Genomic DNA, 24,735 nt, shown 5'->3' on the forward strand with positions numbered 1-24,735 from the left:
TTATTGTTGGATATTGATTTATTGAGGTAACAGGCAGGGTAATTAAGAAAAGTCAATTTACCATAATTTACATTTGAGTTAAAATAAGAATTGTTGAAACAAGGGCACTACTTATATTTAGAACTAGAATTTTAAAATTAGGAAAATGGAGGGCTGGTTATGCAAATTAATGAAGAAGGTAAATTAGCGGATTGGAACTTAATCGTCCAGGGTAATATAAGTTTATTATGGATACAAGAATGTTTGAAACCAGAAAATCAGAATAAGAAAGTGAATGAATTACTTAGAGAATTTCTAAAAAAAAATGAGAATATTAATTTACTTAACCCTAGTGTTTTACTCATGGCATCTTATTTATTATTTGTATACACAAAAGAAAAAGATTTTAATGATGGGGATTATTCGTTTGTTGATATATCAAAGTTCAATGTAATTGCTAGCAGAAAAAGAAGACCTGACGGCAATTATATTTGTAGAAGGGTAAGAAATGCTTTAGCACATTCGAGAGTTCATATTGATGAAAGTCTGCAAATCACTTTTGAAGACAGCAAACCTGATGGAACGGATTACTTCAAGTGCGTAATTTCATGTGTCGATTTTGGGAATTTTATTAATAACTTTATGTTTACCCTTAAAGATAGTTATTTCAGCAATAGGGTTTAATGCAAAAGAAAAGTTATTTAGATAACGGGACTCGATAGTTCAATAAAATAAAAAAATCACAATTTGTTATGTGGGTTTTTTGGTGAGAAGAGTAGGAAGAAATGTGATTTCTGTTTGCAATCACTACACATCTCAAACGCAATGCAAAAGCTAGGGGTTAAAGGACGTTCACAAGCAGTTGTTGAGCTTCTTCGTATGGGAGAGCTCGAGTTATAAAAAGAAAGCCGACTTATATAAAAGAGTCGGCTATTTTTTTGTTTCATGCGTTATATGAATGATAAGAACACTCCATACATAAATAAGTAGTAAGGAGGGGATATGTTGAAAAGGATATTGTTAGTTTCAACAAGCGCTCATGATATGAATGGACACCCGACTGGTTTGTGGCTGGAAGAGCTCGCAGCTCCTTATAACTTGTTTAAAAAGGCTAAGTTTGATGTTGATATTGTGTCGATACAGGGCGGTAGAGTGCCGATTGATAGAGTTTCTATTCCGAACGGGATACCTCGTGAATTTAAGCATGTCGCTTCTTTATTGCAAAATACGAAACCAATCTCAAATGTTCATTTTTCGGATTATGATGCGGTTTTATTTGGTGGTGGACACGGGGCGATTGTAGATTTTCCAGGTAATCCATATGTTGCAAATTTAATTGTGAATATGTACAACAACAACCGAATTGTAGCGGCTGTTTGTCACGGAGTAAGTTCTTTAGTCGGTGTGAAAAATAAGGACGGCTCGTTTTTTAGTGCGGGTAAGCATATAACAGGTTATACAAATGATGAGGAAAAAGCTGTGCATTTAGAAAAGCGAGTGCCGTTTTTGTTAGAAAATAAATTGAAAGAAGAAGGGGCTTTGTTTTATGTTGCTCCAAATTTTACGCCGCACGTCGTAGTAGATGGGCGTTTAATTACAGGGCAAAATCCGCAGTCTAGTATGGAAATAGGGAAAGCTATAAGAAGAGCTGTAAATAAAGTATAGAAAAAGTGCTCGTTACTCATAAAGGTAGCGGGCACTTTTTTTATAGGATAAATGACCCCTTAAACTAAAAAGATGTATTGAGTATAGTGACTTCATTTATAATTAATCGTGAATTTGCTATACTATTTTGTATGGACAAAAGGGGAGGCTCTTTTAATGAGAAAAGTTGCGTGTGCAAATACTTATATTAATAAAATAAAGCCCGTTATTAGAAAAACGAGTTTTAGTCAATTGAAAATAGATGAAATTGCGAAGTATATGGATATTAGTAAAGCTACTTTATATAAACGTTTTTCTTCAAAAGATGAGATTATTGAAGCTGTGGTAGAAGATTTTATGAACTATCTTCTTGAAGGGGATGCGGATAATCAAGATGAAAGTATGTCTTTTGCAGAACGTTTCCAAAAGACGTTTATTCACTCTTTAAAATGTGTGACATACATTTCAGATGTCTTTTTACAAGATTTGAAAGAGGCATATCCGCACTTATCTGATCGGTTAGTCGCTGCACAACAAAATCGTAATCATAATTTGCAAATGTTTTTTGAAGCTGGTATGGAACAAGGTTACTTTAATAAAATGAACGCACAATTATTTATGGTGCAAGATGATGTGATGTTAAGACGTATAATAGATCATTCTTTTTGTATTCAGTACGATATTACGTTAAAGAAAGCGATACTTGATTTTTATCAACTAAAGAAGTATCAACTGTTTAAACCGGAGTATATAGAAGCAATTGATGATTCGGAAATTGAAAAAGAAGTTATGGCTATTTTGCAAATGATTTCGTAAAAAAAGCAGATTTTCCTATAGTAATGGAAAATCTGCTTTTTTTATTACATGTTATTTGTTTATGTGTTGTAATACTAATTCAGCTACTAGACCGCCTGAAGCTGGGTTTTGACCAGTGATAACACGATTATCTTCTACAGCAAAAGCTTCCCAAGGCTGTGCAGCTTTTTCGTAAAGTCCTCCATTTTTAATGAGTTCATCTTCTGTTAAAAATGGAACGAATTGATCTAATTCAGCTAGTTTTTCCTCTTCATTTGAGAATCCTGTTACTTTTTTACCGCTAATTAAGCGTTCCCCATTACTTAATGTGATATGAAATAAACCGGCAGCTCCGTGACAAACAGAGGAAACAATTCCGCCATTTTCATAAATGCTACGGCTAATCATTTGGAGTTCTTTATTTTCAGGGAAGTCCCAAATTACACCGTGACCGCCTGCGTAATAAATCGCAGCGTAGTCTTCCTGATTTACTTCACTCGGTTTCATTGTAGAACCGAGACGATTCATAAATTCTTTCTTTTGATACCATTCCCAATCGATGTTCTCCGCCATTGCTAAACTATGCGGATCAATCGGTGTATAACCACCTTGTGGGCTAACATAATCTACTTCGTAACCAGCTTCTTCAACTTTTTTAACGAAATGAACAGCTTCACCAAGCCAAAGGCCAGTAGCTCGATTTAAATTTGGATATTTTTCAACGCTCGTTAATACAACTAACATTTTTTTCTTCATCATAATCCTCCTGTAATGTTTCTTCCGTATACAAGTTCATTATTTTATTAAGTTAGAAATTGCAAATTTGAATAACCGTGTTAGTCCTCCTTATATCGGATTCGAAATTAGTGTATAACAATTTTTGAACAAAGTAAACTAAAAACACTAAATTAGTTTACTTTGTATATTTTTCGTTGACAAACTGTAATGCTGAAACTATGATAGTTCCATGAATATCGAACAACGTACATGTTTCGTTTCGAATTCAATTTGTCGCGCGATAAATGTATACATTTGATGAAGTTGTCTAGTGATAATAGAAGAGCTAAACAACTTCATTTTTCGTTTTCAATTACTACAATCAGGAGAGGTGTTACACATGGGGGAAGATATAAACAATCATTCAAAATGGTTTGTTTTCACATTATGTTTTATCGTTTTATTAGGACCGATGAATGCGGTTTTATTTAATGTTGCGTTAGAGGATATTGCTCATGATTTATCTATTAGTCAATCGAAAGTAAGTTGGGTTGTAGTAGGTTATTCTTTAGTTGTCGGTATTGGTTCAATGATATATGGGAAGCTTGCTGATCGTTACAGTGTAAAAAAACTATTAATTATTTCGATTATCATATTTGTAGTGGGTTCTATTATTGGATTTATGAATCAATCTTATGTGATTACCATTCTTGCAAGATTAGTGCAAGCGAGCGGGGGTGCAGCGTTTATTGCGCTTAGTATGATTGCAGTGGCCAAATTAGTTATTCCTCATAAGAAGCCTGGTGCGTTAGCGATGATTAGTTCTTCTATTGCATTAGCGGTAGGTATTGGCCCTTTAGTTGGCGGGGCTATTACAAATACACTAGGGTGGCCATATTTATTTTTATTTATGGTTATTTCAGTGGTGGGGATTTTCTTGCTTATAAAATTTATGCCAGAAGAAATGCAGCATACGGATGAAACGTTTCATTTTGATTATATTGGAGCGGCGTTACTATTTGCATTCATTACGACTGTTTTACTAGGTATCGATATGAATCGTTGGCTATTTGTGTTATCGATAATTTCTTTATTTTTATTCACGGTTCGTATGAAGAAAGCGGAGCATCCATTTATCGATATTGAGTTGTTTTCGAACAAAGCATTTCTTCGTTTAATAACAGTCGGATTTATAATTAATGTGGCGTTATGTGCTAATTTATTATTGTTGCCATTACTGTTAGGAAGAGAGCACGGATTGTCTCCATTTGTTATCGGAATTGTATTATTTGTTGCATCACTCTTTGGTATTGTGTCTAGTTTTATTACTGGAAAGATTGTCCCTTCGTTTGGAAATGTGAATATGATTTATGTAGCGTCTGTCATTATGATTGTTGGCTTTTTAATTTTAGGGTTTATTCCGAATGGAAGTATAGTCGTTATTGTATTGGCGATTATTTTGACATTTATGAGTTATTCTGCCATTCAAGTATCATTGAACACATTTATACCGAAAACATTACATGCAGCTAAAGTTGGAGTCGGTCTTGGCTTATATAATTTAATTAACTTTTTCGGTATGGCATTTGGACCAGCTGTTGCGAGCAAAATTATGGAATCTACAAATAGTTATCGTTTCAATTTTATTTTAATCGTCATGTTAATTTCTGCTCATTTCTTCTTATTAATAGGAATGTCTTCTTTCCAAAAAAAGATGGAGCATTAAAGATGTACTTTATTATAGAAGAAACCGACTTTCATATAGAAGGTCGGTTGTTTTTCTGTCTTGCAAATTATGAAAAAAAGGAGCAAAATAAAAAAGGTCCTAGTCTATACAGGTACAAATGAAAATTTTCATATAGAAGCAGTTTAAGTGAGCGAACTTAAAGTGTGAAAAATATAATGATAAAATAAGATGATGAATGAGAAAACGGGTGATGAAGTTGAATAGAGCAATCGGTGTTATCGATTCAGGAGTTGGCGGTTTAACAGTGGCGAAGGAATTAATTCGTCAGTTGCCGAAAGAGCGCATTATATATTTAGGGGATACAGCACGTTGCCCTTATGGTCCACGTTCTCGAGAAGAAGTGCGTCAATTTACGTGGGAAATGACGGAGCATTTACTAGATTTAAATATCAAAATGTTAGTTATTGCATGTAATACAGCAACTGCAGTTGTATTAGAAGAGATGCAGAAACAATTACCAATTCCAGTGGTAGGAGTTATTCACCCAGGATCACGTACAGCTTTAAAAATGACAAACACGTATCATGTTGGGATTATTGGAACGATTGGAACGGTGAAAAGTGGTGCATACGAAGAAGCGTTAAAGTCTATTAATAATCGTGTTATGGTAGAAAGTTTAGCGTGTCCACCTTTTGTTGAGCTTGTAGAGAGCGGTAATTTCGAAAGTGAAATGGCGTATGAAGTTGTAAGAGAAACGTTGCAACCGCTGAAAAACACTGATATTGATACGCTTATTTTAGGCTGTACACATTATCCAATTTTAGGTCCTGTTATTAAACAAGTAATGGGAGATAAAGTGCAACTCATTAGTTCTGGTGATGAAACGGCACGTGAAGTAAGTACCATTTTATACCATAGTAAAATGTTGAATGAGGGAGAGGAACAAAGTGATCATCTCTTCTTAACAACAGGAAAAATAGGCCTATTTAAAGAAATTGCATCAAAATGGTTCGGTCAACCGATTGAAAATGTAAAACATATTTATTTAGAAAAAGAATAATAATAGAATTCATATAAGTGAACTCCTGAGAAATCAGGAGTTTTTTTGTTTATAGGGAGCACAGCTTGTTCTAAAACATGAAACAGCTCGTATACATAATAGTACAAACTTAGATTTTAGGGGGGAATGGCATGCCTAAATCCACTTTTAAATGGGTTGTTGGTGCTACTGTGAGCGCTGTTTTACTAACAGGGTGTGGCTTTATAAATCAAGAGAAAGCAACGGAGCAAATTGATCCGCCAAAACAAGTTACGTATACAGAGGGTGGAAAGAAAGAAGTATCTAAGAAAGATAAGCAAGGACAAACGGTGAATAGAGAACTATACCTTGTTGATAAAAATGGCTATGTTGTACCGCAAACGTTAGCTATACCTACTCCGAAAGCAAATGAGGTTATTCAGCAAACGTTAGAGTACCTTGTGAAAGATGGACCGGTAACGAATTTGTTACCGAATGGGTTCCGTGCAGTCATTCCGGCGAATACATCGATGACCCTAAACTTGAAAAAAGATGGGACGGCAGTCATTGATTTTTCTAAAGAAATGAAAAACTATGCAAAAGAGGAAGAACGTCAAATCGTTGAATCTATTGCATGGACGTTGACGCAATTTAAAGAAATAAAACAAGTGCAGTTCCAAATAAATGGTGAAAAATTAGCGAAGATGCCTGTTGGTGGTACACCGCTTGGTGAAGGGGTGAGCCGTGCGAACGGTATTAACTTCGATGATGAGCAAGTAGCGGATGTAACAAATACAAAACCAGTAACACTTTATTTTATGGCACAAAATAATAATAAACAGCAATACTACGTACCAGTAACACGCCGAGTTGTAGAAGGAAAAGAAAATGATTATGCAGCAATTGTAGATGAACTTGTAAAAGGGCCGATTCATCAATCTCTTCTGAACGATTTCAATCCAGGAGTTAAGCTCATTACGAATCCGAAATTACAAGATGGAAATCTTACATTAAACTTTAATGAAAATATATTTATAAACCCAGATAAAAATATGATTTCAAATTACGTATTGAAGTCATTAGTTTTATCTTTAACAGAAAAGAAAGGCGTGAAAAGCGTTTCTATTGAAGTAAATGGTAAAGCAAATCTTATAGATGAAAAGGGCGGAAAGTTAATAAAACCTGTAGATCGTCCAGAAAACGTGAATACAGGTAGTTTTTAATCGCCAATAATTTGATATACTTAAGTAAGAAAGGGGAATTGCTTTTTGGGTTCCTCTTCTTTTATTGTATACATATCATACATTTAAATTTGGCTATACTAACAAGTAGTTATGAGGAGGTTATTTTTATGCGAGTAGATGGTAGAGAAAAAACAGAATTACGCCATATACATATTCATACGAATTATTTAAAACATCCAGAAGGATCAGTGTTAATTGAGGTTGGGGATACAAAGGTAATTTGCTCAGCGACAATTGAAGAGCGCGTCCCGCCATTTATGCGTGGAGAAGGAAAGGGCTGGGTAACAGCTGAATATGCGATGATTCCACGTGCGACAGAACAACGTACAATTAGGGAGTCAAGTAAAGGGAAAGTAACAGGACGTACAATGGAAATCCAGCGCTTAATTGGACGAGCATTACGTGCGGTAGTTGACTTAGAAGCGCTTGGTGAGAGAACGGTTTGGATTGATTGTGATGTTATTCAAGCGGATGGTGGAACGCGAACTGCTTCTATTACAGGTGCATACGTAGCGATGGTATTAGCGTTTGAGAAGTTATTACAAGCAGAAAAAGTATCTAAAATTCCAGTAAAAGATTATTTAGCAGCAACGTCAGTAGGGATTGTTGAAGAGCAAGGTGTTGTTTTAGATTTGAACTATGCAGAAGATTCTAAAGCAGACGTTGATATGAACGTAATTATGACTGGAAAAGGTCAGTTCGTTGAAGTGCAAGGAACTGGAGAAGAAGCGACGTTTAGTAGAGCGCAGTTAAATGAATTACTTGATGCTGCAGAACAAGGCATTTTCCAACTGATCGATATGCAAAAAGAAGCGTTAGGTGACATCGTATCTCATATAGAGTAGAGGTGGAAAAAATGAAACAAGTTGTTGTAGCGACAAAAAATATGGGGAAAGTACGTGAATTTGCTGAGTTATTTGAGCGATTTGATTTAGAAGTGAAATCATTACACGATTTTCCTCATATTGAAGAAGTCGAAGAAACTGGTGAAACATTTGAAGAAAATGCAATCTTAAAAGCGGACAGTTTGAGTAGACAATTGAATGCAATTGTAATTGCGGATGATTCAGGTCTTATTGTAGATGCTTTAAACGGGAAACCAGGCGTGTATTCAGCACGTTTTGCTGGAGAGCCGAAAGATGATCAAGCAAATATTGATAAAGTTTTACAAGAATTAAATGACGTAGCGTTTGAAAAGCGTAAAGCTCGTTTCTACTGTGCATTAGCAGTGGCTTTCCCTGAAGGGGATAAAAAGCCTGTCATTGTAAATGGGACGTGCGAAGGTTTTATTTTAGAACAACGCCGCGGGGAAAACGGTTTTGGATATGATCCGATTTTTTATGTGGAAGAATATAAAAAAGCGATGGCGGAACTAAGTTCAGATGAGAAAAATGCTATTAGTCACCGCGGACGTGCTCTACGTAAGCTAGAAGAAAAAATCCCTGAATGGTTTTTAGGAGAATAAGGGAGAGAGATTGATGAAAGCTTTAATCGTAAGCGATAGTCATAGCTCTGTGAAGGAATTACAGCAGTTAAAAGAGAAGTATGAAGGGAAAGTAGATATCATGATTCATTGCGGTGATTCAGAGCTAACGCCTGCTCATGAAGAGTTGCAAGGTTTCCATGTTGTAAAAGGGAATTGTGATTATGCTAACTTTCAAGACGAAATTGTAACTGATGTAGATGGTGTTCGTTTCATAGTTGTGCACGGACATCGTCATAACGTGAAAATGACGTTACAAACATTAGCGTACCATGCTGAAGAGGTAGGGGCGCAAGTTGCATGCTTCGGACACTCTCACGTATTAGGTGCGGAATTAATCGACGGCGTTTTATTTATTAATCCAGGCAGTATTTTATTACCGCGTCAGCGTGTAGAAAAAACATTTGCTTTATTAGAAATGGATGAAAATCAAATGGAAGTTCGTTTTGAAACACTAGACGGACAGCTAGTTGAACAAGCAGTTTTTAAAAGAGGATAAGAAAAATTATCCTCTTTTAAAAAAGGTGTTGACTTTATGTATGGTTATACATATAATAAATATTGTCGATAGGGAAACGGCGCTAACGAATAAAAATAAAATAACATATGCGGGTGTAGTTTAGTGGTAAAACAAGAGCCTTCCAAGCTCTGGTCGAGAGTTCGATTCTCTTCACCCGCTCCATGTCCCAGTAGCTCAGCAGGATAGAGCAACGGCCTTCAAGAAAAATAGGAGCCTTTATAGGGAAACAAGAACCTATAAAGTGGACGACACTATATCGGTGAAGCCTTAACAGTTCGGCTGATGGTAATACCGAGGAAACTTACGATCTTGAAAAAGATTAAGGAGTTTTGAATGATTAAGTGAAACTTAATGGTAAAGACTCTGAAGTATGATGAAAATCATCGTGAGGTTCCGTAGAGACTACACGTGTCGCACCTGAAATGGTGAAGATATAGTCCAGACTACAAACAGTAATTGCTGGTAGCGAAAGCTATGGTGGTAAGCTAAGCCGTCGGTCGGGAGTTCGAATCTCTCCTGGGACGCTAAAAAAAACCTTGTTATCTTTTGATAACAAGGTTTTTTGTTTGTCTACAAATTGATGTATGTGCAAAAGGTGTAAAAAATATGACGTAATATATGGTAATTATTATGTGTAACGGATTAAAGTGCATGAAGAAAAGAGCGCCATTTATGCGCCCTATTCCTCTTATTTCATTTCAAGAATCAATAGGTTTATGATGGAACTCAAATCCATATCCAGATTCTCCTAACTGTTCACTTACAATATTATAAAACTTTTTACCGCCCTCGTACGATTGAGCAACCGTTATCGAAACTTATCCCCGTTAGTGTGTTACAATGAATAGAAGCGGAAAACGAGAATCTCCAATTGACTAGACCTGTGATTGGTTAGACAGTTTAAGAAGGTTGTATAAAAAAGGGAGATGGCGCAAAGATGGCGAGATCAAATGAGAACGATTTAACGGAGAAATTGGCAGAAGGTCACCGAAAATATGGTGATGGCAACTTTACAGTACAGAACATCGGTGATGAAACCAACCCGGATTGGACTATCGTAAAAAATGTGAGGAAAGGATCGGCAGGTATTCGAGAAGAGGAAGATATATTAAGACTGCGATCAAAATATATAAAATAGTACGGAAATGGGCAGGCCGAGAGTTTGAACATCTTCTAGGACGCTGAAAAACCCTTGTTATCTTTTGATAACAAGGGTTTCTTGTTTAGTTATTAATAAACTTCTCAAATACAAAACCATAATCTTTCACATTATATTGTTTCTTCGTATCAACAAGCCAGTTAAAGGCAATCTCATTCATTTCTTTAAACTGCTCTGCTAAATTTACTTGTGCGTTTGAAATACGGCTAAAAGCGTTAGATGCCATATCTAAACTTTTATGTGCATACTGCAATGTAATGTCGTTGTCGTATGAAATTTCTTCGATTTTAAGTAAAGCTTTATATAAATCTTTTAATTCCTCGATATGTTTTTTATGAACATCAATTGAATAATGTTCATCTCCCATTTGAAATTTAATTTCTACATCTAAATCAATCGTTCCCGCAGTTTCAAGCAATACGTTTTTAATTTGATATTTACTATAGCTAAAGCGGCGTAGTGTACGTTTTTTGCTTGTCGCACTTGTACCATCTAGGTGAAGTAATCCTTTGTTTGTGAAGCAATATTCATCTGATTTCGATTTAATTAGAAAATAAATTTTCTCTCCATCTTCATGCATTACGTAATCATCAGCATCAACCTTGTCATAATCTTTTGGTGTAATGACAGAACCTACATCACTTAACCCTAAAACATCAGCAGCTACTTTTTTGAACATATATAATCCCCCTTGTAAATTAAATTCTTAATTATACAAAAATATATTAACATGGTTTTAACAAAGAGTTTTCTTTTAATGAGAAAATGTTGGGAGGTAAGTTAAGAAAAGGAACGAATATTATTTTGAAAATATGTAAAAAGGTGCTGAGAAAAAGTGTACCATCATACAAAAACAAAAGGAGATTTAGCTGTTTTAAAGGCACAAGTTGATTTGTATGAAAAAGGATATATGATTTTAATACCACAAACAGAGCATTCGCCCTTTGATCTTGTAGTATATAAGGGCGGGGGATTTAAAAGGGTGCAAGTGAAATATAGAGAGTTGAATGCAAGAGGGATACTGGAAGTAAGATTCCGATCTAGTTATTCTACAGCAAGCGGAGTCGCTACAAAAGAAGTGAATAAAGAAGAAATAGATGTGTATTGTGTATATTGTCCTCAAACGGATTTTTGCTATTATTTCAATCCGAAATTATTTAGTAAATCTATTAGTTTAAGAGTGGATTCTCCGAAAAATAAACAAGAGAAAAAAAGTTAATTTTGCAAGTGATTATAGAGAAATTCCGTGAAAGCACCTCAAGCGATATGGGGTGTTTTTCAATCTCTCTTTGAAATCTTACAATTCTGTAAGGTAACTGTAAGGTAGTTCGATGGTAACAAATTGTTAATCCTCTATAATGAAGGTAACAACGATAAAACGAGGAGGAAGAAATAATGAAGGGATTAATCGTAACGGGTTTAACAGTTGCTTTTGGATTTGTAGCGTATGAGAAATTAACGTATGTAGTTGATGTTGTAAAACATTTAATCGCTTAGAGGAAACTACCATGAGAGGGAAAGGGAATGAGTGAATGAATGGAATGGTTATTTGGAATTATAGGTACTTGTAGTGTAGTGTTATTGTTCTTTGTCCCGAGTGGTATACTTAGTTCGACAACGAGTTTGTTCTTCTTAAGTTTGTTTGCTTGTACGATGCTTATCATTATGTTTTTAATGAAGCGAAGTAAACCAATCTTCTACTTTAGCATGATTGTTATGGCAATTATTGTTCTCCAAATTATTACCCTTGTTATATACCCCACTATTATAAAAGCTTTCCATTAATGATGAATCCTCTGCTTGAATTGCTGAGGGTTTTTATTTGCATATTTTTAATTTTGAGTAGGAATTCACTTGTATTGAAATATAAAAATTAAATATTTCTATATTTCAAACAAAGGGTTTCGGGATGTTGTGTTCTCATTACTCATTTGATATATTTACTTTAAAGATAATTAAAATCTAGAAAAAGAGGCGGACGTATGGATAAAAAAGAAAATACGGTCGTATTGTTTCCGCAACTATCAGAGCGCTATATTGATGAAGGTTTTTTAGCGCTGAAAGAGCGGAAATTCGAAGATGCATTGCGCTGCTTTGAAATATTACGTCAGTATAATGCAGAAACGGAACAAACGGAACTAGCTTCGGTTATTTGTTTGTTAGAATTAAAACATATGGAAGAAGCGAAAGAGAAATGTGAACAGTTACTGGAAACAGGAGCGGTCTTATTTGGTGATATTCTTGAAACGTATGTGACAATTTTAGTTCAAACAAATGATTATGAAGGCGTTATTGAAACTGTTGAAAAAGTTTTGCAAACGAAAGATGTAATGCCTGAGCAAAAGGAAAAATTAGCACAGCTCGCTTTATTTGCAGAAGGTATGTTACATGAAGTAGATACATCACGAGTTGATTCGAATTTTGAGTTAGATGAATTTACTAATGAAATATTTGGAGAAAACTTTGGGCAAAAGCTAAGAGCGATTCAGCAACTTTCGTTAAAAGACTTGGATCTTGCATTACCTATTTTAAAGAAATTTTTAATAGACGAAAAACAGCACCCTTATTTGAAAACTTCTATTTTATATAAAATGATAGAAAATCAAATAGAAGAAGAGATAGAGGTAGAAAAGTTTGGGAATACGATCAAGGTAATTCCGGCATTTACAGGTCATAATGAGGAGCAATCCGATAACATTATACATAGATTATCAAGTCGATTAGAGCAAAATTATCCTGATATATTTGATGCGATGGTTACATATTGGAAAGAATTGCAAATTAGCATTTTCCCATTCGCTCTATTAATGGATAAAGTGGAGATTTGGGCTGCTGTTTTAGAGAGAATTGGTAGAAAGCGTTTCGGGTTGACTATTGATGAAGAAGAGCTTATGACAGCGTATAATATTGAATTAGAAGAGTTTCATATTGCCTATCAATGGTTATTACGTGTCGAAAGAGAAGGATATTTGCCCGTATAATTATGAAAAAGAATCGTTCGGTTCTTGAAACGAGCATATTCTATGTTATAATGTAAGGGTTGCAAAAGGCAGAAATCTGCCTGTTTGTAAGAGAAGAGAAGTGTAATTCTCTTACTTAATATGTTTCATATTATTCTCGAACAAAATATACCGTAGTTGTCTTTTAGGCAATTAGTAGATTGGAACATTATATCTGAAAGCTTTTGCTAGAGGATTATTTGTACTTTTGTTATTTCAAAAAAGAGATAATGAAGATCTTAATCTATAGAGGTATGTGCATACATTATTATAGTTGGAGGGAAAGAATAAATGGCTGCAAAATGGGAAAAATTAGAAGGTAACGTAGGCGTTTTAACAATCGAAGTTGATGCTAAAGAAGTAAACAACTCTATCGACGCTGCGTTCAAAAAAGTAGTAAAAACAATCAACGTACCAGGTTTCCGTAAAGGAAAAATGCCTCGTCCGTTATTCGAACAACGCTTTGGTGTTGAATCTTTATACCAAGATGCTTTAGATATCATCTTACCAAAAGCATACGGTGAAGCAATCGATGAAGCTGGTATCTTCCCAGTTGCTCATCCTGAAATCGACATTGAGAAGTTCGAAAAAAATGCTAACCTTATCTTCACTGCAAAAGTTACAGTGAAACCTGAAGTTAAATTAGGTGAGTACAAAGGTTTAGCAGTAGAAAAAGTTGAAACAACTGTAACTGACGAAGATGTAGAGAACGAATTAAAATCTTTACAAGAGCGTCAAGCTGAGCTAGTTGTTAAAGAAGAAGGAACTGTTGAAAACGGTGATACAGCTGTAATCGACTTCGAAGGTTTCGTTGATGGCGAAGCATTTGAAGGCGGAAAAGGCGAAAACTACTCTCTAGCAATCGGTTCTGGTACATTCATCCCAGGTTTCGAAGAGCAATTAATTGGTCTTAAATCTGGTGAGTCTAAAGACGTTGAAGTATCATTCCCAGAAGAGTACCATGCTGCTGAATTAGCTGGCAAACCAGCAACATTCAAAGTAACAGTTCACGAAATCAAAACAAAAGAACTTCCTGAGTTAAACGACGAGTTCGCTAAAGAAGCTGACGAAGCGGTTGCAACTCTTGATGAATTAAAAGCAAAACTTCGCACAAACTTAGAAGAAGGCAAAAAGCACGAAGCTGAGCACAAAGTACGTGACGAAGTAGTAGAATTAGCTGCTGCTAACGCTGAAATCGACATTCCAGAAGCTATGATCGACACTGAGTTAGATCGTATGGTTCGTGAATTCGAGCAACGTTTAAGCCAACAAGGTATGAACCTTGAGCTTTACTACCAATTCACAGGTACTGATGCTGACAAGTTAAAAGAGCAAATGAAAGAAGACGCTCAAAAACGCGTAAGAATCAACCTTGTTCTTGAAGCTATCATTGAAGCTGAAAACATCGAAGTTACTGAAGAAGAAGTAACTGCAGAAGTTGAAAAAATGGCTGAAATGTACGGTATGCCAGTAGACGCTATCAAGCAAGCTCTTGGAAGCGTAGACGCTTTAGCTGAAGATCTTAAAGTTCGTAAAGCTGTAGACTTCTTAGTAGAAAACGCTGCATAATAAAATAACAAGGCGCGATTTTAATCGTGCCTTGTTTTATAAATATAGAAATATATTTATAAAACTTTTCGATGAAGAAGGAAAACTTCCTTAATAAGTCGAATATACATATTTCAAAAGTTTTAAAAACTTTTTATTTGTACATAACTAGTCATATTATTTGTATTTCTCGCCACGTAGTGACATAATATGTATTTACATACGATACATTTATCGTGTACATACGAAGGCAAGAGGTTAGCACTTTGTAAGGGGTGTGAAAATATGTTTAAATTTAATGATGAAAAAGGGCAATTAAAATGTTCTTTCTGTGGTAAAACACAAACGCAAGTCCGAAAGTTAGTTGCAGGTCCAGGTGTTTACATTTGTGACGAGTGTATCGAACTTTGTACTGAAATTGTACAAGAGGAGCTTGCGAAAGACGAAGAAGTAGAATTCAAAGATGTACCGAAACCGGTAGAAATTCGTGAAATTTTAGATGAGTATGTCATCGGACAAGATAACGCGAAAAAAGCACTAGCGGTAGCGGTATATAACCATTACAAACGCATTAATTCTAACAGCAAAATTGATGATGTAGAATTAGCGAAGAGTAATATCGCACTTATCGGGCCAACAGGTAGTGGTAAAACATTACTGGCACAAACGTTAGCGCGTATTTTAAATGTTCCATTTGCAATCGCGGACGCAACATCTTTAACTGAAGCTGGGTACGTTGGGGAAGATGTAGAAAACATCTTACTTAAATTAATCCAAGCAGCTGATTATGATGTAGAGAAAGCGGAAAAAGGAATCATTTATATTGATGAGATTGATAAAGTGGCACGTAAGTCCGAAAATCCATCAATTACACGTGATGTATCTGGTGAAGGTGTGCAGCAGGCACTTCTGAAAATTTTAGAAGGTACTGTAGCAAGCGTTCCACCTCAAGGTGGCCGTAAGCATCCGCATCAAGAGTTTATTCAAATTGATACAACGAATATCTTATTCATTTGTGGTGGAGCGTTTGATGGCATCGAGCCAATTATTAAACGTCGTCTTGGTGAAAAAGTAATTGGATTTGGTTCTGAGAAGAAAAATGCTGATGTAAATGAGAAGCATGTTTTATCTCACGTATTACCAGAGGACCTTTTAAGATTTGGTTTAATTCCAGAGTTTATCGGTCGTCTTCCAGTTATTGCGAACCTAGAGCCGCTTGATGAAGATGCTCTTGTTGATATTTTAACGAAACCGAAAAATGCACTTGTTAAGCAATTCCAAAAACTATTGGAGCTTGACGATGTTGAGTTAGAGTTTGAAGAAGGCGCACTAATTGAGATTGCGAAAAAAGCAATTGAACGTAAAACAGGTGCTCGTGGACTTCGTTCTATTATTGAAGGCTTAATGCTTGAGGTAATGTTCGAGCTACCATCTCGCAAAGATATCGAGAAGTGTATTCTTACAAAAGAAACAGTAGCTGATAATGCAGCACCAAAATTGGTGTTACAAGACGGTACTGTACTTGATACAAAAACATCTGCATAATGCGAAGGAGAAACAGCAATTTTTATAATTGCTGTTTTTCTTTATGTTTAGCTATGTTCCTCCGCGGAAATACTAAGAGATAAAACATTGCGGGAGGAAATAAATGATGAGCTGGACAAATATATTTTTACTTGTTCAACTTGTTTTTGGTGTAATTGTCGGATTGTATTTTTGGCATTTACTTCGAAATCAGCGAACACAAAAAGTTTCAATTGATCGAGAATCGAAAAAAGAATTAGAACAGCTTCGTAAAATGCGCGAGATTTCTTTAACAGAGCCGCTTGCGGAAAAGGTGCGTCCTACATCCTTTTTAGATATTGTAGGGCAAGAGGACGGGATTAAGTCGTTAAAAGCGGCTCTTTGTGGTCCAAACCCGCAACATGTGATTATATATGGTCCGCCAGGTGTCGGAAAGACAGCGGCAGCGCGTCTCGTATTAGAAGAAGCAAAACGAAATCCAAAATCTCCATTTCGCACAAATGCAACATTTATTGAACTGGATGCGACGACAGCTCGGTTTGATGAACGTGGTATTGCAGACCCTTTAATTGGTTCGGTGCATGATCCAATTTATCAAGGTGCTGGTGCGATGGGGCAAGCAGGTATTCCGCAACCGAAAAAAGGTGCGGTAACAGATGCTCACGGTGGTATTTTGTTTATTGATGAGATAGGTGAACTACATCCGATTCAAATGAACAAAATGTTAAAGGTGCTAGAAGATCGAAAAGTGTTTTTGGAAAGTGCATACTACAGTGAAGAAAATACGATGATTCCAACGTATATACATGATATTTTTCAAAAAGGTTTACCAGCCGATTTTCGCTTAGTTGGAGCGACGACACGTTCGCCAGATGAGATACCTCCTGCTATTCGGTCGCGCTGTTTAGAAGTGTTCTTCCGTGAGTTAGATACAGAAGAAATTCAAAAAGTAGCGAAGAATGCGGCTGACAAAGTGGAAATGCAAATCGGTGAAAATGGTATTGAAATGATCGGGATGTATGCAAGAAATGGGCGAGAAGCGATTAATCTTGTACAAATTTCTGCTGGAATGGCAATAAATGAAGAACGTCCTTTCATTAAAGATGAAGATATAGAGTGGGTTGTTCACTCTAGTCAACTTACACCGAAGTATGAAAAACGCATTTACCCTATTCCGAGAATCGGTCTTGTAAATGGACTTGCTGTATACGGACCAAATACAGGCGCGTTATTAGAAATTGAAGTAACAGCAATCAAGGCGAAAGATAAAGGATCGGTAAATGTTACTGGAATTGTTGAAGAGGAAAGTATTGGTAGTCAAACGAAATCCATTCGTCGTAAAAGTATGGCGAAAGGTTCTGTAGATAATGTATTAACAGTGCTTCGATCTCTAGATGTATTGCCAGAAGGGTACGATATACATATTAATTTTCCAGGTGGTATCCCGATTGATGGGCCTTCGGCGGGAATTGCTATGGCAACAGGTGTGTATTCAGCAGTGCATCATACGTATGTGAATAATGAAGTAGCGATGACTGGTGAGGTAAGTATACACGGGGAAGTGAAACCTATCGGTGGTGTGTACGCAAAAATAAAAGCTGCGAAAAAGGCAGGAGCTAAGAAAGTTATCATTCCTGCTGAAAACATGCAACCATTTTTGTATACAATAAAAGGAATTGAAATTATTCCTGTTCGGAAGTTGAAGGAAGTATTTGAGCTAACGTTTATACAGGAAAATATACATCGAGAGCTCGATGTACATACTACGATAGACGAAACAGATGCACAATCAATGTGAGAATGAACGATAATAGTATTTGCCAGACTTCGTTTAAGTTTGTATGCTTAAGCGGAGTCTTTTTTCTTTTATAAGGGAGAAAAAACGAGGGATTTACAGTTGCGGAGAATCTCTGCAATTGCATCTAGATGTATTGTAATATAAAATAGTTGAACAGGAGTTTAATTTATTATGGAGGTGCTATGTCTAGTATGAATACGAATGAAAGAATCGTGCCCCTCCTACCATTAAGAGGCGTTCTCGTATATCCAACGATGGTTCTGCATCTTGATGTAGGACGTGATAAATCGATACAAGCACTAGAGCAGGCGGCAATGGATGAAAATATCATCTTTTTAGCAATGCAAAAAGAAATGAATATCGATGATCCGAAAGAAGATGACATATATAGTGTAGGTACAGTGGCGAAAGTGAAGCAAATGTTAAAATTGCCGAACGGTACGCTTCGTGTCCTTGTAGAAGGTTTACATAGAGCAGAAGTAGTAGAGTTTATCGAAGAAGAAAATGTAGTGCAAGTTTCTATTAAAACGATAACGGAAGAAGTGGAAGCTGATTTAGAAGAGAAAGCTCTTATGCGCACATTACTGGAGCATTTCGAACAATATATTAAAGTTTCGAAAAAAGTTTCAAATGAAACATTTGCAACGGTAGCTGATGTAGAAGAGCCAGGAAGATTAGCGGATTTAATTGCTTCTCACTTGCCAATTAAAACGAAGCAGAAACAAGAGATTTTAGAAATCATATCTGTGAAAGAACGATTACATACACTTATTTCAATTATTCAAGATGAACAAGAATTACTTAGTTTAGAAAAGAAAATTGGACAAAAAGTGAAACGTTCAATGGAGCGCACGCAAAAAGAATATTTTTTACGTGAGCAAATGAAGGCGATTCAAACTGAACTTGGCGATAAAGAAGGTAAGGGCGGGGAAGTTGAAGAACTTCGTGAGAAAATTGAACAGTCAGGAATGCCTGAAGAAACAATGAAGGCCGCACTGAAAGAATTAGATCGTTATGAAAAGTTACCAGCAAGTTCTGCGGAGAGCGGTGTTATTCGCAATTATATCGATTGGTTATTAGCACTTCCGTGGACAGAGGCAACAGAAGATATGATTGATCTTGCTCATTCTGAAGAGATTTTAAACAAAGATCATTACGGTCTTGAGAAAGTGAAAGAGCGCGTACTTGAATATTTAGCGGTACAGAAGTTAACGAATTCATTAAAAGGGCCTATCCTTTGTTTAGTAGGACCACCTGGGGTCGGAAAAACTTCGTTAGCGCGTTCTATTGCAACATCATTAAATCGTAATTTTGTCCGTGTATCCCTTGGTGGTGTGCGTGATGAATCTGAAATTCGTGGTCACCGTCGTACGTACGTTGGAGCAATGCCAGGACGTATTATTCAAGGTATGAAAAAGGCGAAATCAGTTAATCCAGTCTTCTTATTAGATGAAATTGATAAAATGTCTAACGATTTCCGTGGAGATCCTTCAGCAGCATTACTTGAAGTGTTAGACCCAGAACAAAACCATAACTTCAGTGATCATTATATTGAAGAACCATATGATCTATCGAAAGTTATGTTTGTAGCAACTGCGAATACACTTTCCAGTATTCCAGGTCCGTTACTTGACCGTATGGAAATTATTTCGATTGCTGGCTATACAGAGCTTGAAAAGGTTCACATTGCTCGTGAACATTTATTGCCGAAACAATTAAAAGAGCATGGCTTACGAAAAGGTAATTTACAAGTACGTGATGAAGCGCTTCTTGAAATTATCCGCTATTATACACGTGAGGCTGGTGTTCGTACATTAGAGCGCCAAATTGCAAAGGTTTGTCGTAAAGCAGCAAAGATTATCGTTACAGCAGAACGTAAGCGTATTGTAGTAACAGAGAAAAACGTTGTTGATTCACTTGGTAAGCACATATTCCGTTATGGGCAAGCTGAAAAAACAGACCAAGTTGGTATGGCGACAGGTTTAGCGTATACGGCAGCAGGTGGCGATACACTGGCGATCGAAGTGTCCGTAGCGCCAGGTAAAGGGAAATTAATTTTAACAGGGAAACTTGGGGATGTTATGAAAGAATCCGCACAAGCAGCGTTTAGCTATATTCGTTCTCGTGCAGAAGAGCTTCAGATTGATCCTGATTTCCATGAGAAAAATGATATTCATATTCATGTTCCAGAAGGAGCAGTTCCAAAGGATGGACCGTCAGCAGGTATTACGATGGCAACGGCACTTATTTCTGCGCTAACAGGTATTCCTGTAAGTAAAGAAGTGGGGATGACAGGTGAAATTACACTTCGTGGTCGTGTATTACCGATTGGTGGTTTAAAAGAAAAAACATTAAGTGCTCACCGCGCAGGTTTAACAAAGATTATTTTACCAGCGGAAAATGAGAAAGATTTAGATGATATTCCAGAGAGCGTAAAAGAAAACCTTACGTTTGTGCTTGCATCTCATTTAGATGAAGTATTGGAGCACGCATTAGTAGGAGTGAAACAATGAAAGTAACAAAAGCAGACATTGTAATTAGTGCTGTTAAACCAGAACAATATCCAGACGGTGACTTACCAGAAATTGCATTAGCAGGTCGTTCAAATGTCGGGAAGTCTTCCTTTATTAATAAAATTTTAAATCGTAAAAAGTTAGTACGTATTTCTTCTAAACCAGGAAAAACACAAACATTAAACTTCTTCTTAATTAATGAGATGATGCACTTTGTGGACGTTCCAGGTTACGGATATGCGAAAGTATCTAAAACAGAGCGCGCGGCTTGGGGTAAAATGATTGAAACGTATTTTACAACACGTGAGCAATTAGATGCAGCTGTATTAGTAGTTGATTTACGTCACAAACCAACAAATGATGATGTAATGATGTATGATTTCTTAAAGCATTATGACATTCCAACCATTATTATTGCAACGAAAGCCGATAAAATTCCGAAAGGGAAATGGCAAAAGCATTTAAAAGTTGTAAAAGAAACGCTTGATATTGAAAGTGGCGATGAAGTCGTTCTATTCTCTTCTGAAACAGGACTTGGGAAAGAAGAAGCATGGAAAGCAATTCATAAATTTACAAAAACAAAAAACGCGTGACGAATGTCGCGCGTTTTTTTCTTTATACACTTTTAGCGTACGTTTAATGTAACCTCAATATTTCCTCGTGTTGCTTTAGAGTAAGGACATACACCGTGAGCGGCTTCTACAAGTTCTTGTGCTTCGCTATGTGAAACGCCAGCGACATGTACATCAAGTACAGCAGATAGGCCGAAACCACCATCTGTATCTTTTCCGATAGAAACGTGAGCAGTTACTTCTGTACTTTCTACTTTCACACGTTTCGTACGAATGACAAGTTGTAATGCACTATCAAAACAAGCAGCGTAACCAGCAGCAAATAGTTGTTCTGGATTTGTTGCCTCTCCGCCTGCACCACCTAGTGCTTTCGGCATTTTCACATCAAGATTTAATATGCCATCATCTGATACTACTTTCCCATTTCTTCCACCTGTAGCAGTTACTGAAGCAGTATATAATTTATCCATGTTTATTCCCCTTTTCTATCATTAATTGTTTTCATTGTTTCAATTAGTTTATTTAATTGAATTAATAAAGAACGATATTCTTGTTCTGTAATTCCTAAATTTGTTGCCATCGTTGTCGGCAATGAACAAGCCTTATCTTGTAAATCTTTTCCTTGTTCTGTTAATTCAATACACACTTTTCGCTCATCTTCTTTGGAACGAACGCGTTTTACAAGGTTTAATGATTCCATTCGTTTTAACATAGGTGTTAACGTACCGGAATCTAAAAATAGACGTTCTCCAATTTCTTTTACTGTTAATCCATCTTGCTCCCATAGTACGAGTAAAGTAATGTACTGTGGATACGTAATGCCCATTTCTTCTAAATATGGTCGGTAAAAGCGTGTAACCTCTCTAGAACAAGCATAAATAGAAAAACAAAGTTGATTATCTAGATGCAAAGAATCTTCTGTCATGAATGACTCCTTTCTAATTAAGTTGTGCACAATTTAATTTTGTAAAATCAATATAACGAAAAAGAAATACAATGTCAAATACATTGTATTGAGAAAGTTTGTGCTACAATTTGGAACAATCATACATATTTTCCTTCATGATGAAAGAAGATAGGAAAGATGATGTTATAATTTATATGGAATAGTTTCCATCACTTGATTATGAGGGCTTTTTTTGGTAACGTACAAATAGAGTTATTAATTTATAATCATTATAAAGTAGAAAAATTTTATTCATTTTACTGAATCTCCTTTCTTACATATGGAGAATAAATAAAAAAATAATCGGTTGTTCACACGATTGTCAGATTCATAAGAGGAAAGTTGTATTATGATAGTAGATAAAGTGATAAAACGGGTGAAGGGGGACATGCTGCGTGCATATTCTTGTTGTTAGTGTAAATTATCGAACAGCCCCTGTAGAATTTCGTGAGAAACTCACATTTCAGGCAGCAGAGCTAGAGCAAGCAATGACTACATTACAAAATCAAAAGAGCGTGTTAGAGAATGTTATTGTATCAACTTGTAATCGCACTGAGGTTTATGCTGTTGTCGATCAATTACACACGGGACGGTATTATATTAAGAAGTTTTTAGCTGATTGGTTTCAGCTTGAAATAGAAGAAGTCGCACCATATTTAACTATTTTTGAACAAGATGGTGCAATCGATCATTTATTCCGCGTAACGTGCGGTTTAGATTCTATGGTAGTTGGAGAGACGCAAATTTTAGGTCAAATAAAAGATAGCTTTTTAGAAGCGCAACAAGTAAAAGCAACAGGGACAATTTTTAATGAATTGTTTAAGCAAGTTATTACATTGGCGAAACGTGCTCACTCAGAAACGACAATTGGTGAAAGCGCGATGTCTGTTAGTTATGCTGCTGTTGAGCTTGGGAAGAAAATATTTGGCGAGTTAACAGATTGTCACGTACTTATTCTTGGTGCTGGTAAAATGGGTGAACTTGCACTACAAAACTTATATGGAAGTGGTGCTCGTAAAGTAACAGTCATGAATAGAACGCTTTCAAAAGCAGAAATAATGGCTGAGAAATATATGGGACACGCAAAACCTTTAAGTGAATTACAATGTGCATTATTAGAAGCTGATATTTTAATTAGTTCAACTGGTGCATCGGATTATGTCATTACGAAAGAGATGATGACAAAGGTAGAGAAAATGCGCTCTGGTCGTCCATTATTTATGGTTGATATTGCAGTGCCGCGTGATATTGATCCAGCAATTGATGAGCTAGAAGGTTCTTTCTTGTATGACATTGATGATTTGCAAGGAGTAGTGGAAGCGAACCGTGCTGAGCGTTTGAAAGAAGCAGAGAAAATTCAATTTATGATTGAAGAGGAAATTGTTGTATTTAAAACGTGGTTAAGTACACTTGGTGTCGTTCCGTTAATATCAGCCCTTCGTGATAAGGCACTTGCTATCCAAAGTGAAACGATGGAAAGTCTGGAACGAAAAATACCGAATCTTAGTGATCGTGAGAGAAAAGTAATTAGTAAGCATACGAAAAGTATTATTAATCAATTATTAAAAGACCCAATTTTAGTAGCGAAAGAAATAGCTGCTGAAGAGGGAGCAGACGAAAAATTAGCGTTATTTGCAAAGATTTTCGATTTAGAAATGGAAGACGTAGAGAGTCGTGCGGAAGAAGTAGAACATAAAAGAGCGTGGACACCATCCGTTCCATCTTTATAATTTGGAAGGATGATCGGATGAGTTTTTTAAATAACAGTATTATTTATCATATTGCAATTATTTTATATGCTTGTAGCATTAGTTTATATTTTATAGATTATTTCCAAAGTAACCGAAAGGCGAACCGATTTGCTTTTTGGTTACTTTCGATTGTATGGGTTCTGCATTCTATTTTTATGTTGCTTAGAGCTACAGATTCAGAAACGAACCCCCTTTTAACCTTATTATCAGGTATTTATTTTTATGTTTGGCTATTGATTACGATGTCGTTAGTCATTAATCGATTTATGAGAATCGATTTTTTAGTCTTTTTTACAAATGTTGTTGCATTTGGCGTAAGCGCTTTTTCTATTTTTACGCCGCTTGGAAAGATGTCGCCGATACTTGCAGAGCAATTAGTTTCGGAGCTTGTATATGTACATGTCGGTATGGCTATTATTTCTTATGCAACTTTTACTGTATCGTTCATTTTTTCTATTATGTATTTATTGCAATATCGCCTATTAAAAAAGAAAAAATGGAATGCCAGATTAAGAAGGTTAGGGAATTTACCGAAGCTAGAATCGATGTCTTACGGATTAAATTTATTTTCTGTTCCATTTTTCTTACTAGCTATTTTATTAGGATGCATATGGGGATATACAAAATTGGACAATTTCCATTGGTATGATACGAAAGTAATCGGGTCCTTTGTCGTTCTATTTGTATATTGTGCTGGCCTATATTTACGAGCGGCAGATGTGTTGCAAGGGAAGAAAATCGTGCAGTGGAACATCGGAGCATTTCTCGTAATGCTAATTAATATTTTTCTATTAAGCAGTTTATCCAACTTCCACTTTTGGTATTTATAATGAGGAGA

23 protein-coding genes, 1 tRNA gene and 3 pseudogenes are annotated in these 24,735 nt (G+C 36.0%); 22 read left to right on the plus strand and 5 right to left on the minus strand.

Annotated features, from left to right (window positions below; translation table 11 throughout):
* The first annotated feature begins 159 nt into the window (after nt 1-159).
* The 4 genes and pseudogenes from QCI47_RS05115 to QCI47_RS05130 all read left to right on the plus strand — a co-directional run bounded on the left by QCI47_RS05115 (nt 160) and on the right by QCI47_RS05130 (nt 2,439).
* Entirely contained in the window at nt 160-663 is a 504-nt protein-coding gene (locus QCI47_RS05115) for a hypothetical protein (protein ID WP_088106402.1), read from the plus strand.
* A gap of 126 nt (nt 664-789) precedes the next feature.
* Nucleotides 790-879, plus strand: a pseudogene (gerE, locus tag QCI47_RS05120) (spore germination transcription factor GerE); the annotation flags it as partial.
* 102 nt (nt 880-981) lie between these two features.
* Nucleotides 982-1,644 carry a type 1 glutamine amidotransferase domain-containing protein gene (locus tag QCI47_RS05125; RefSeq protein ID WP_000919613.1) on the plus strand — a complete coding sequence of 221 codons (663 nt, stop codon included), beginning with the start codon at nt 982-984 and terminating at the stop codon, nt 1,642-1,644.
* Nucleotides 1,645-1,800: 156 nt separating this feature from the next.
* Nucleotides 1,801-2,439 (plus strand): TetR/AcrR family transcriptional regulator, encoded by a 639-nt coding sequence (locus QCI47_RS05130; protein WP_001233027.1) that lies wholly within the window; start codon nt 1,801-1,803, stop codon nt 2,437-2,439.
* A 51-nt stretch (nt 2,440-2,490) separates the two neighbouring features.
* Here the strand turns inward: QCI47_RS05130 and QCI47_RS05135 are convergent, their stop codons facing one another.
* Nucleotides 2,491-3,174, minus strand: coding sequence for a type 1 glutamine amidotransferase domain-containing protein (locus tag QCI47_RS05135; RefSeq protein WP_071741882.1), 684 nt, complete (start codon nt 3,172-3,174; stop codon nt 2,491-2,493).
* A 361-nt stretch (nt 3,175-3,535) separates the two neighbouring features.
* Between QCI47_RS05135 and QCI47_RS05140 the strand changes: the two genes are divergently transcribed.
* From QCI47_RS05140 to QCI47_RS05170, 7 genes are all read left to right on the plus strand, one after another.
* On the plus strand, nt 3,536-4,861 hold the full coding sequence (locus QCI47_RS05140) for an MFS transporter (RefSeq protein WP_000503384.1): 1,326 nt from the start codon (nt 3,536-3,538) through the stop codon (nt 4,859-4,861).
* 211 nt (nt 4,862-5,072) lie between these two features.
* Entirely contained in the window at nt 5,073-5,882 is an 810-nt protein-coding gene (gene racE / locus QCI47_RS05145; RefSeq protein WP_000773996.1) for a glutamate racemase, read from the plus strand.
* Nucleotides 5,883-6,013: 131 nt separating this feature from the next.
* Nucleotides 6,014-7,063 carry a spore germination protein GerM gene (gene gerM / locus QCI47_RS05150; RefSeq protein ID WP_001126762.1) on the plus strand — a complete coding sequence of 350 codons (1,050 nt, stop codon included), beginning with the start codon at nt 6,014-6,016 and terminating at the stop codon, nt 7,061-7,063.
* Between the two features lie 128 nt (nt 7,064-7,191).
* Nucleotides 7,192-7,929, plus strand: a complete 738-nt coding sequence (gene rph, locus QCI47_RS05155) for a ribonuclease PH (protein ID WP_001261765.1) — start codon at nt 7,192-7,194, stop codon at nt 7,927-7,929.
* An 11-nt stretch (nt 7,930-7,940) separates the two neighbouring features.
* The gene (locus QCI47_RS05160) at nt 7,941-8,549 is read left to right on the plus strand and encodes an XTP/dITP diphosphatase (protein ID WP_000815935.1); all 609 of its coding nucleotides are present in this window, start codon (nt 7,941-7,943) and stop codon (nt 8,547-8,549) included.
* Between the two features lie 13 nt (nt 8,550-8,562).
* Nucleotides 8,563-9,066, plus strand: coding sequence for a metallophosphoesterase (locus QCI47_RS05165; RefSeq protein WP_000645498.1), 504 nt, complete (start codon nt 8,563-8,565; stop codon nt 9,064-9,066).
* Nucleotides 9,067-9,175: 109 nt separating this feature from the next.
* Nucleotides 9,176-9,249 (plus strand) — tRNA-Gly (locus QCI47_RS05170).
* Nucleotides 9,250-9,785: 536 nt separating this feature from the next.
* On the opposite strand, the pseudogene QCI47_RS30265 reads toward QCI47_RS05170, so the two are convergent.
* Nucleotides 9,786-9,872, minus strand: a pseudogene (locus QCI47_RS30265) (DUF6572 domain-containing protein); the annotation flags it as partial.
* Between the two features lie 152 nt (nt 9,873-10,024).
* On the opposite strand from QCI47_RS30265, the gene QCI47_RS05175 reads away from it, so the two are divergent.
* Nucleotides 10,025-10,225 carry a hypothetical protein gene (locus QCI47_RS05175; RefSeq protein WP_000124456.1) on the plus strand — a complete coding sequence of 67 codons (201 nt, stop codon included), beginning with the start codon at nt 10,025-10,027 and terminating at the stop codon, nt 10,223-10,225.
* 85 nt (nt 10,226-10,310) lie between these two features.
* Here the strand turns inward: QCI47_RS05175 and QCI47_RS05180 are convergent, their stop codons facing one another.
* Nucleotides 10,311-10,925, minus strand: coding sequence for a PH domain-containing protein (locus QCI47_RS05180; RefSeq protein ID WP_071741881.1), 615 nt, complete (start codon nt 10,923-10,925; stop codon nt 10,311-10,313).
* Between the two features lie 156 nt (nt 10,926-11,081).
* Between QCI47_RS05180 and QCI47_RS05185 the strand changes: the two are divergent.
* From QCI47_RS05185 to ysxC, 8 genes and pseudogenes are all read left to right on the plus strand, one after another.
* Nucleotides 11,082-11,496: pseudogene (locus tag QCI47_RS05185) on the plus strand (group I intron-associated PD-(D/E)XK endonuclease).
* A gap of 286 nt (nt 11,497-11,782) precedes the next feature.
* Complete coding sequence (locus QCI47_RS05190; RefSeq protein WP_001983650.1) at nt 11,783-12,031, plus strand: hypothetical protein; 249 nt, start codon at nt 11,783-11,785, stop codon at nt 12,029-12,031.
* Nucleotides 12,032-12,228: 197 nt separating this feature from the next.
* On the plus strand, nt 12,229-13,227 hold the full coding sequence (locus QCI47_RS05195) for a hypothetical protein (RefSeq protein ID WP_000358268.1): 999 nt from the start codon (nt 12,229-12,231) through the stop codon (nt 13,225-13,227).
* 309 nt (nt 13,228-13,536) lie between these two features.
* Nucleotides 13,537-14,814, plus strand: coding sequence for a trigger factor (tig, locus tag QCI47_RS05200; RefSeq protein WP_000729258.1), 1,278 nt, complete (start codon nt 13,537-13,539; stop codon nt 14,812-14,814).
* Nucleotides 14,815-15,078: 264 nt separating this feature from the next.
* Complete coding sequence (gene clpX, locus QCI47_RS05205; RefSeq protein ID WP_000472282.1) at nt 15,079-16,338, plus strand: ATP-dependent protease ATP-binding subunit ClpX; 1,260 nt, start codon at nt 15,079-15,081, stop codon at nt 16,336-16,338.
* A 106-nt stretch (nt 16,339-16,444) separates the two neighbouring features.
* Nucleotides 16,445-18,115, plus strand: coding sequence for an ATP-dependent protease LonB (gene lonB / locus QCI47_RS05210; protein ID WP_353811711.1), 1,671 nt, complete (start codon nt 16,445-16,447; stop codon nt 18,113-18,115).
* A gap of 182 nt (nt 18,116-18,297) precedes the next feature.
* Complete coding sequence (lon, locus tag QCI47_RS05215) at nt 18,298-20,628, plus strand: endopeptidase La (protein WP_309422289.1); 2,331 nt, start codon at nt 18,298-18,300, stop codon at nt 20,626-20,628.
* A complete protein-coding gene (gene ysxC, locus QCI47_RS05220; protein WP_000869113.1) occupies nt 20,625-21,221 on the plus strand; it encodes a ribosome biogenesis GTP-binding protein YsxC in 597 nt (198 codons plus the stop codon). The genes lon and ysxC overlap by 4 nt, the downstream gene beginning before the upstream one ends.
* 32 nt (nt 21,222-21,253) lie before the next feature.
* Here ysxC and QCI47_RS05225 read toward each other — a convergent pair whose 3' ends face one another.
* Complete coding sequence (locus QCI47_RS05225; RefSeq protein WP_000359781.1) at nt 21,254-21,670, minus strand: organic hydroperoxide resistance protein; 417 nt, start codon at nt 21,668-21,670, stop codon at nt 21,254-21,256.
* A 2-nt stretch (nt 21,671-21,672) separates the two neighbouring features.
* On the minus strand, nt 21,673-22,125 hold the full coding sequence (locus tag QCI47_RS05230) for a MarR family winged helix-turn-helix transcriptional regulator (protein WP_000133920.1): 453 nt from the start codon (nt 22,123-22,125) through the stop codon (nt 21,673-21,675).
* A gap of 416 nt (nt 22,126-22,541) precedes the next feature.
* On the opposite strand from QCI47_RS05230, the gene hemA reads away from it, so the two are divergent.
* Both hemA and QCI47_RS05240 read left to right on the plus strand, forming a co-directional pair.
* Nucleotides 22,542-23,876, plus strand: a complete 1,335-nt coding sequence (hemA, locus tag QCI47_RS05235; RefSeq protein ID WP_000547851.1) for a glutamyl-tRNA reductase — start codon at nt 22,542-22,544, stop codon at nt 23,874-23,876.
* Between the two features lie 17 nt (nt 23,877-23,893).
* The gene (locus QCI47_RS05240; protein WP_000008993.1) at nt 23,894-24,727 is read left to right on the plus strand and encodes a cytochrome C assembly family protein; all 834 of its coding nucleotides are present in this window, start codon (nt 23,894-23,896) and stop codon (nt 24,725-24,727) included.
* Nucleotides 24,728-24,735 lie beyond the last annotated feature (8 nt).

Origin of the sequence: Bacillus cereus group sp. RP29 (genome assembly GCF_040459765.1) — a bacterium.
Lineage (GTDB): Bacteria > Bacillota > Bacilli > Bacillales > Bacillaceae_G > Bacillus_A > Bacillus_A paranthracis.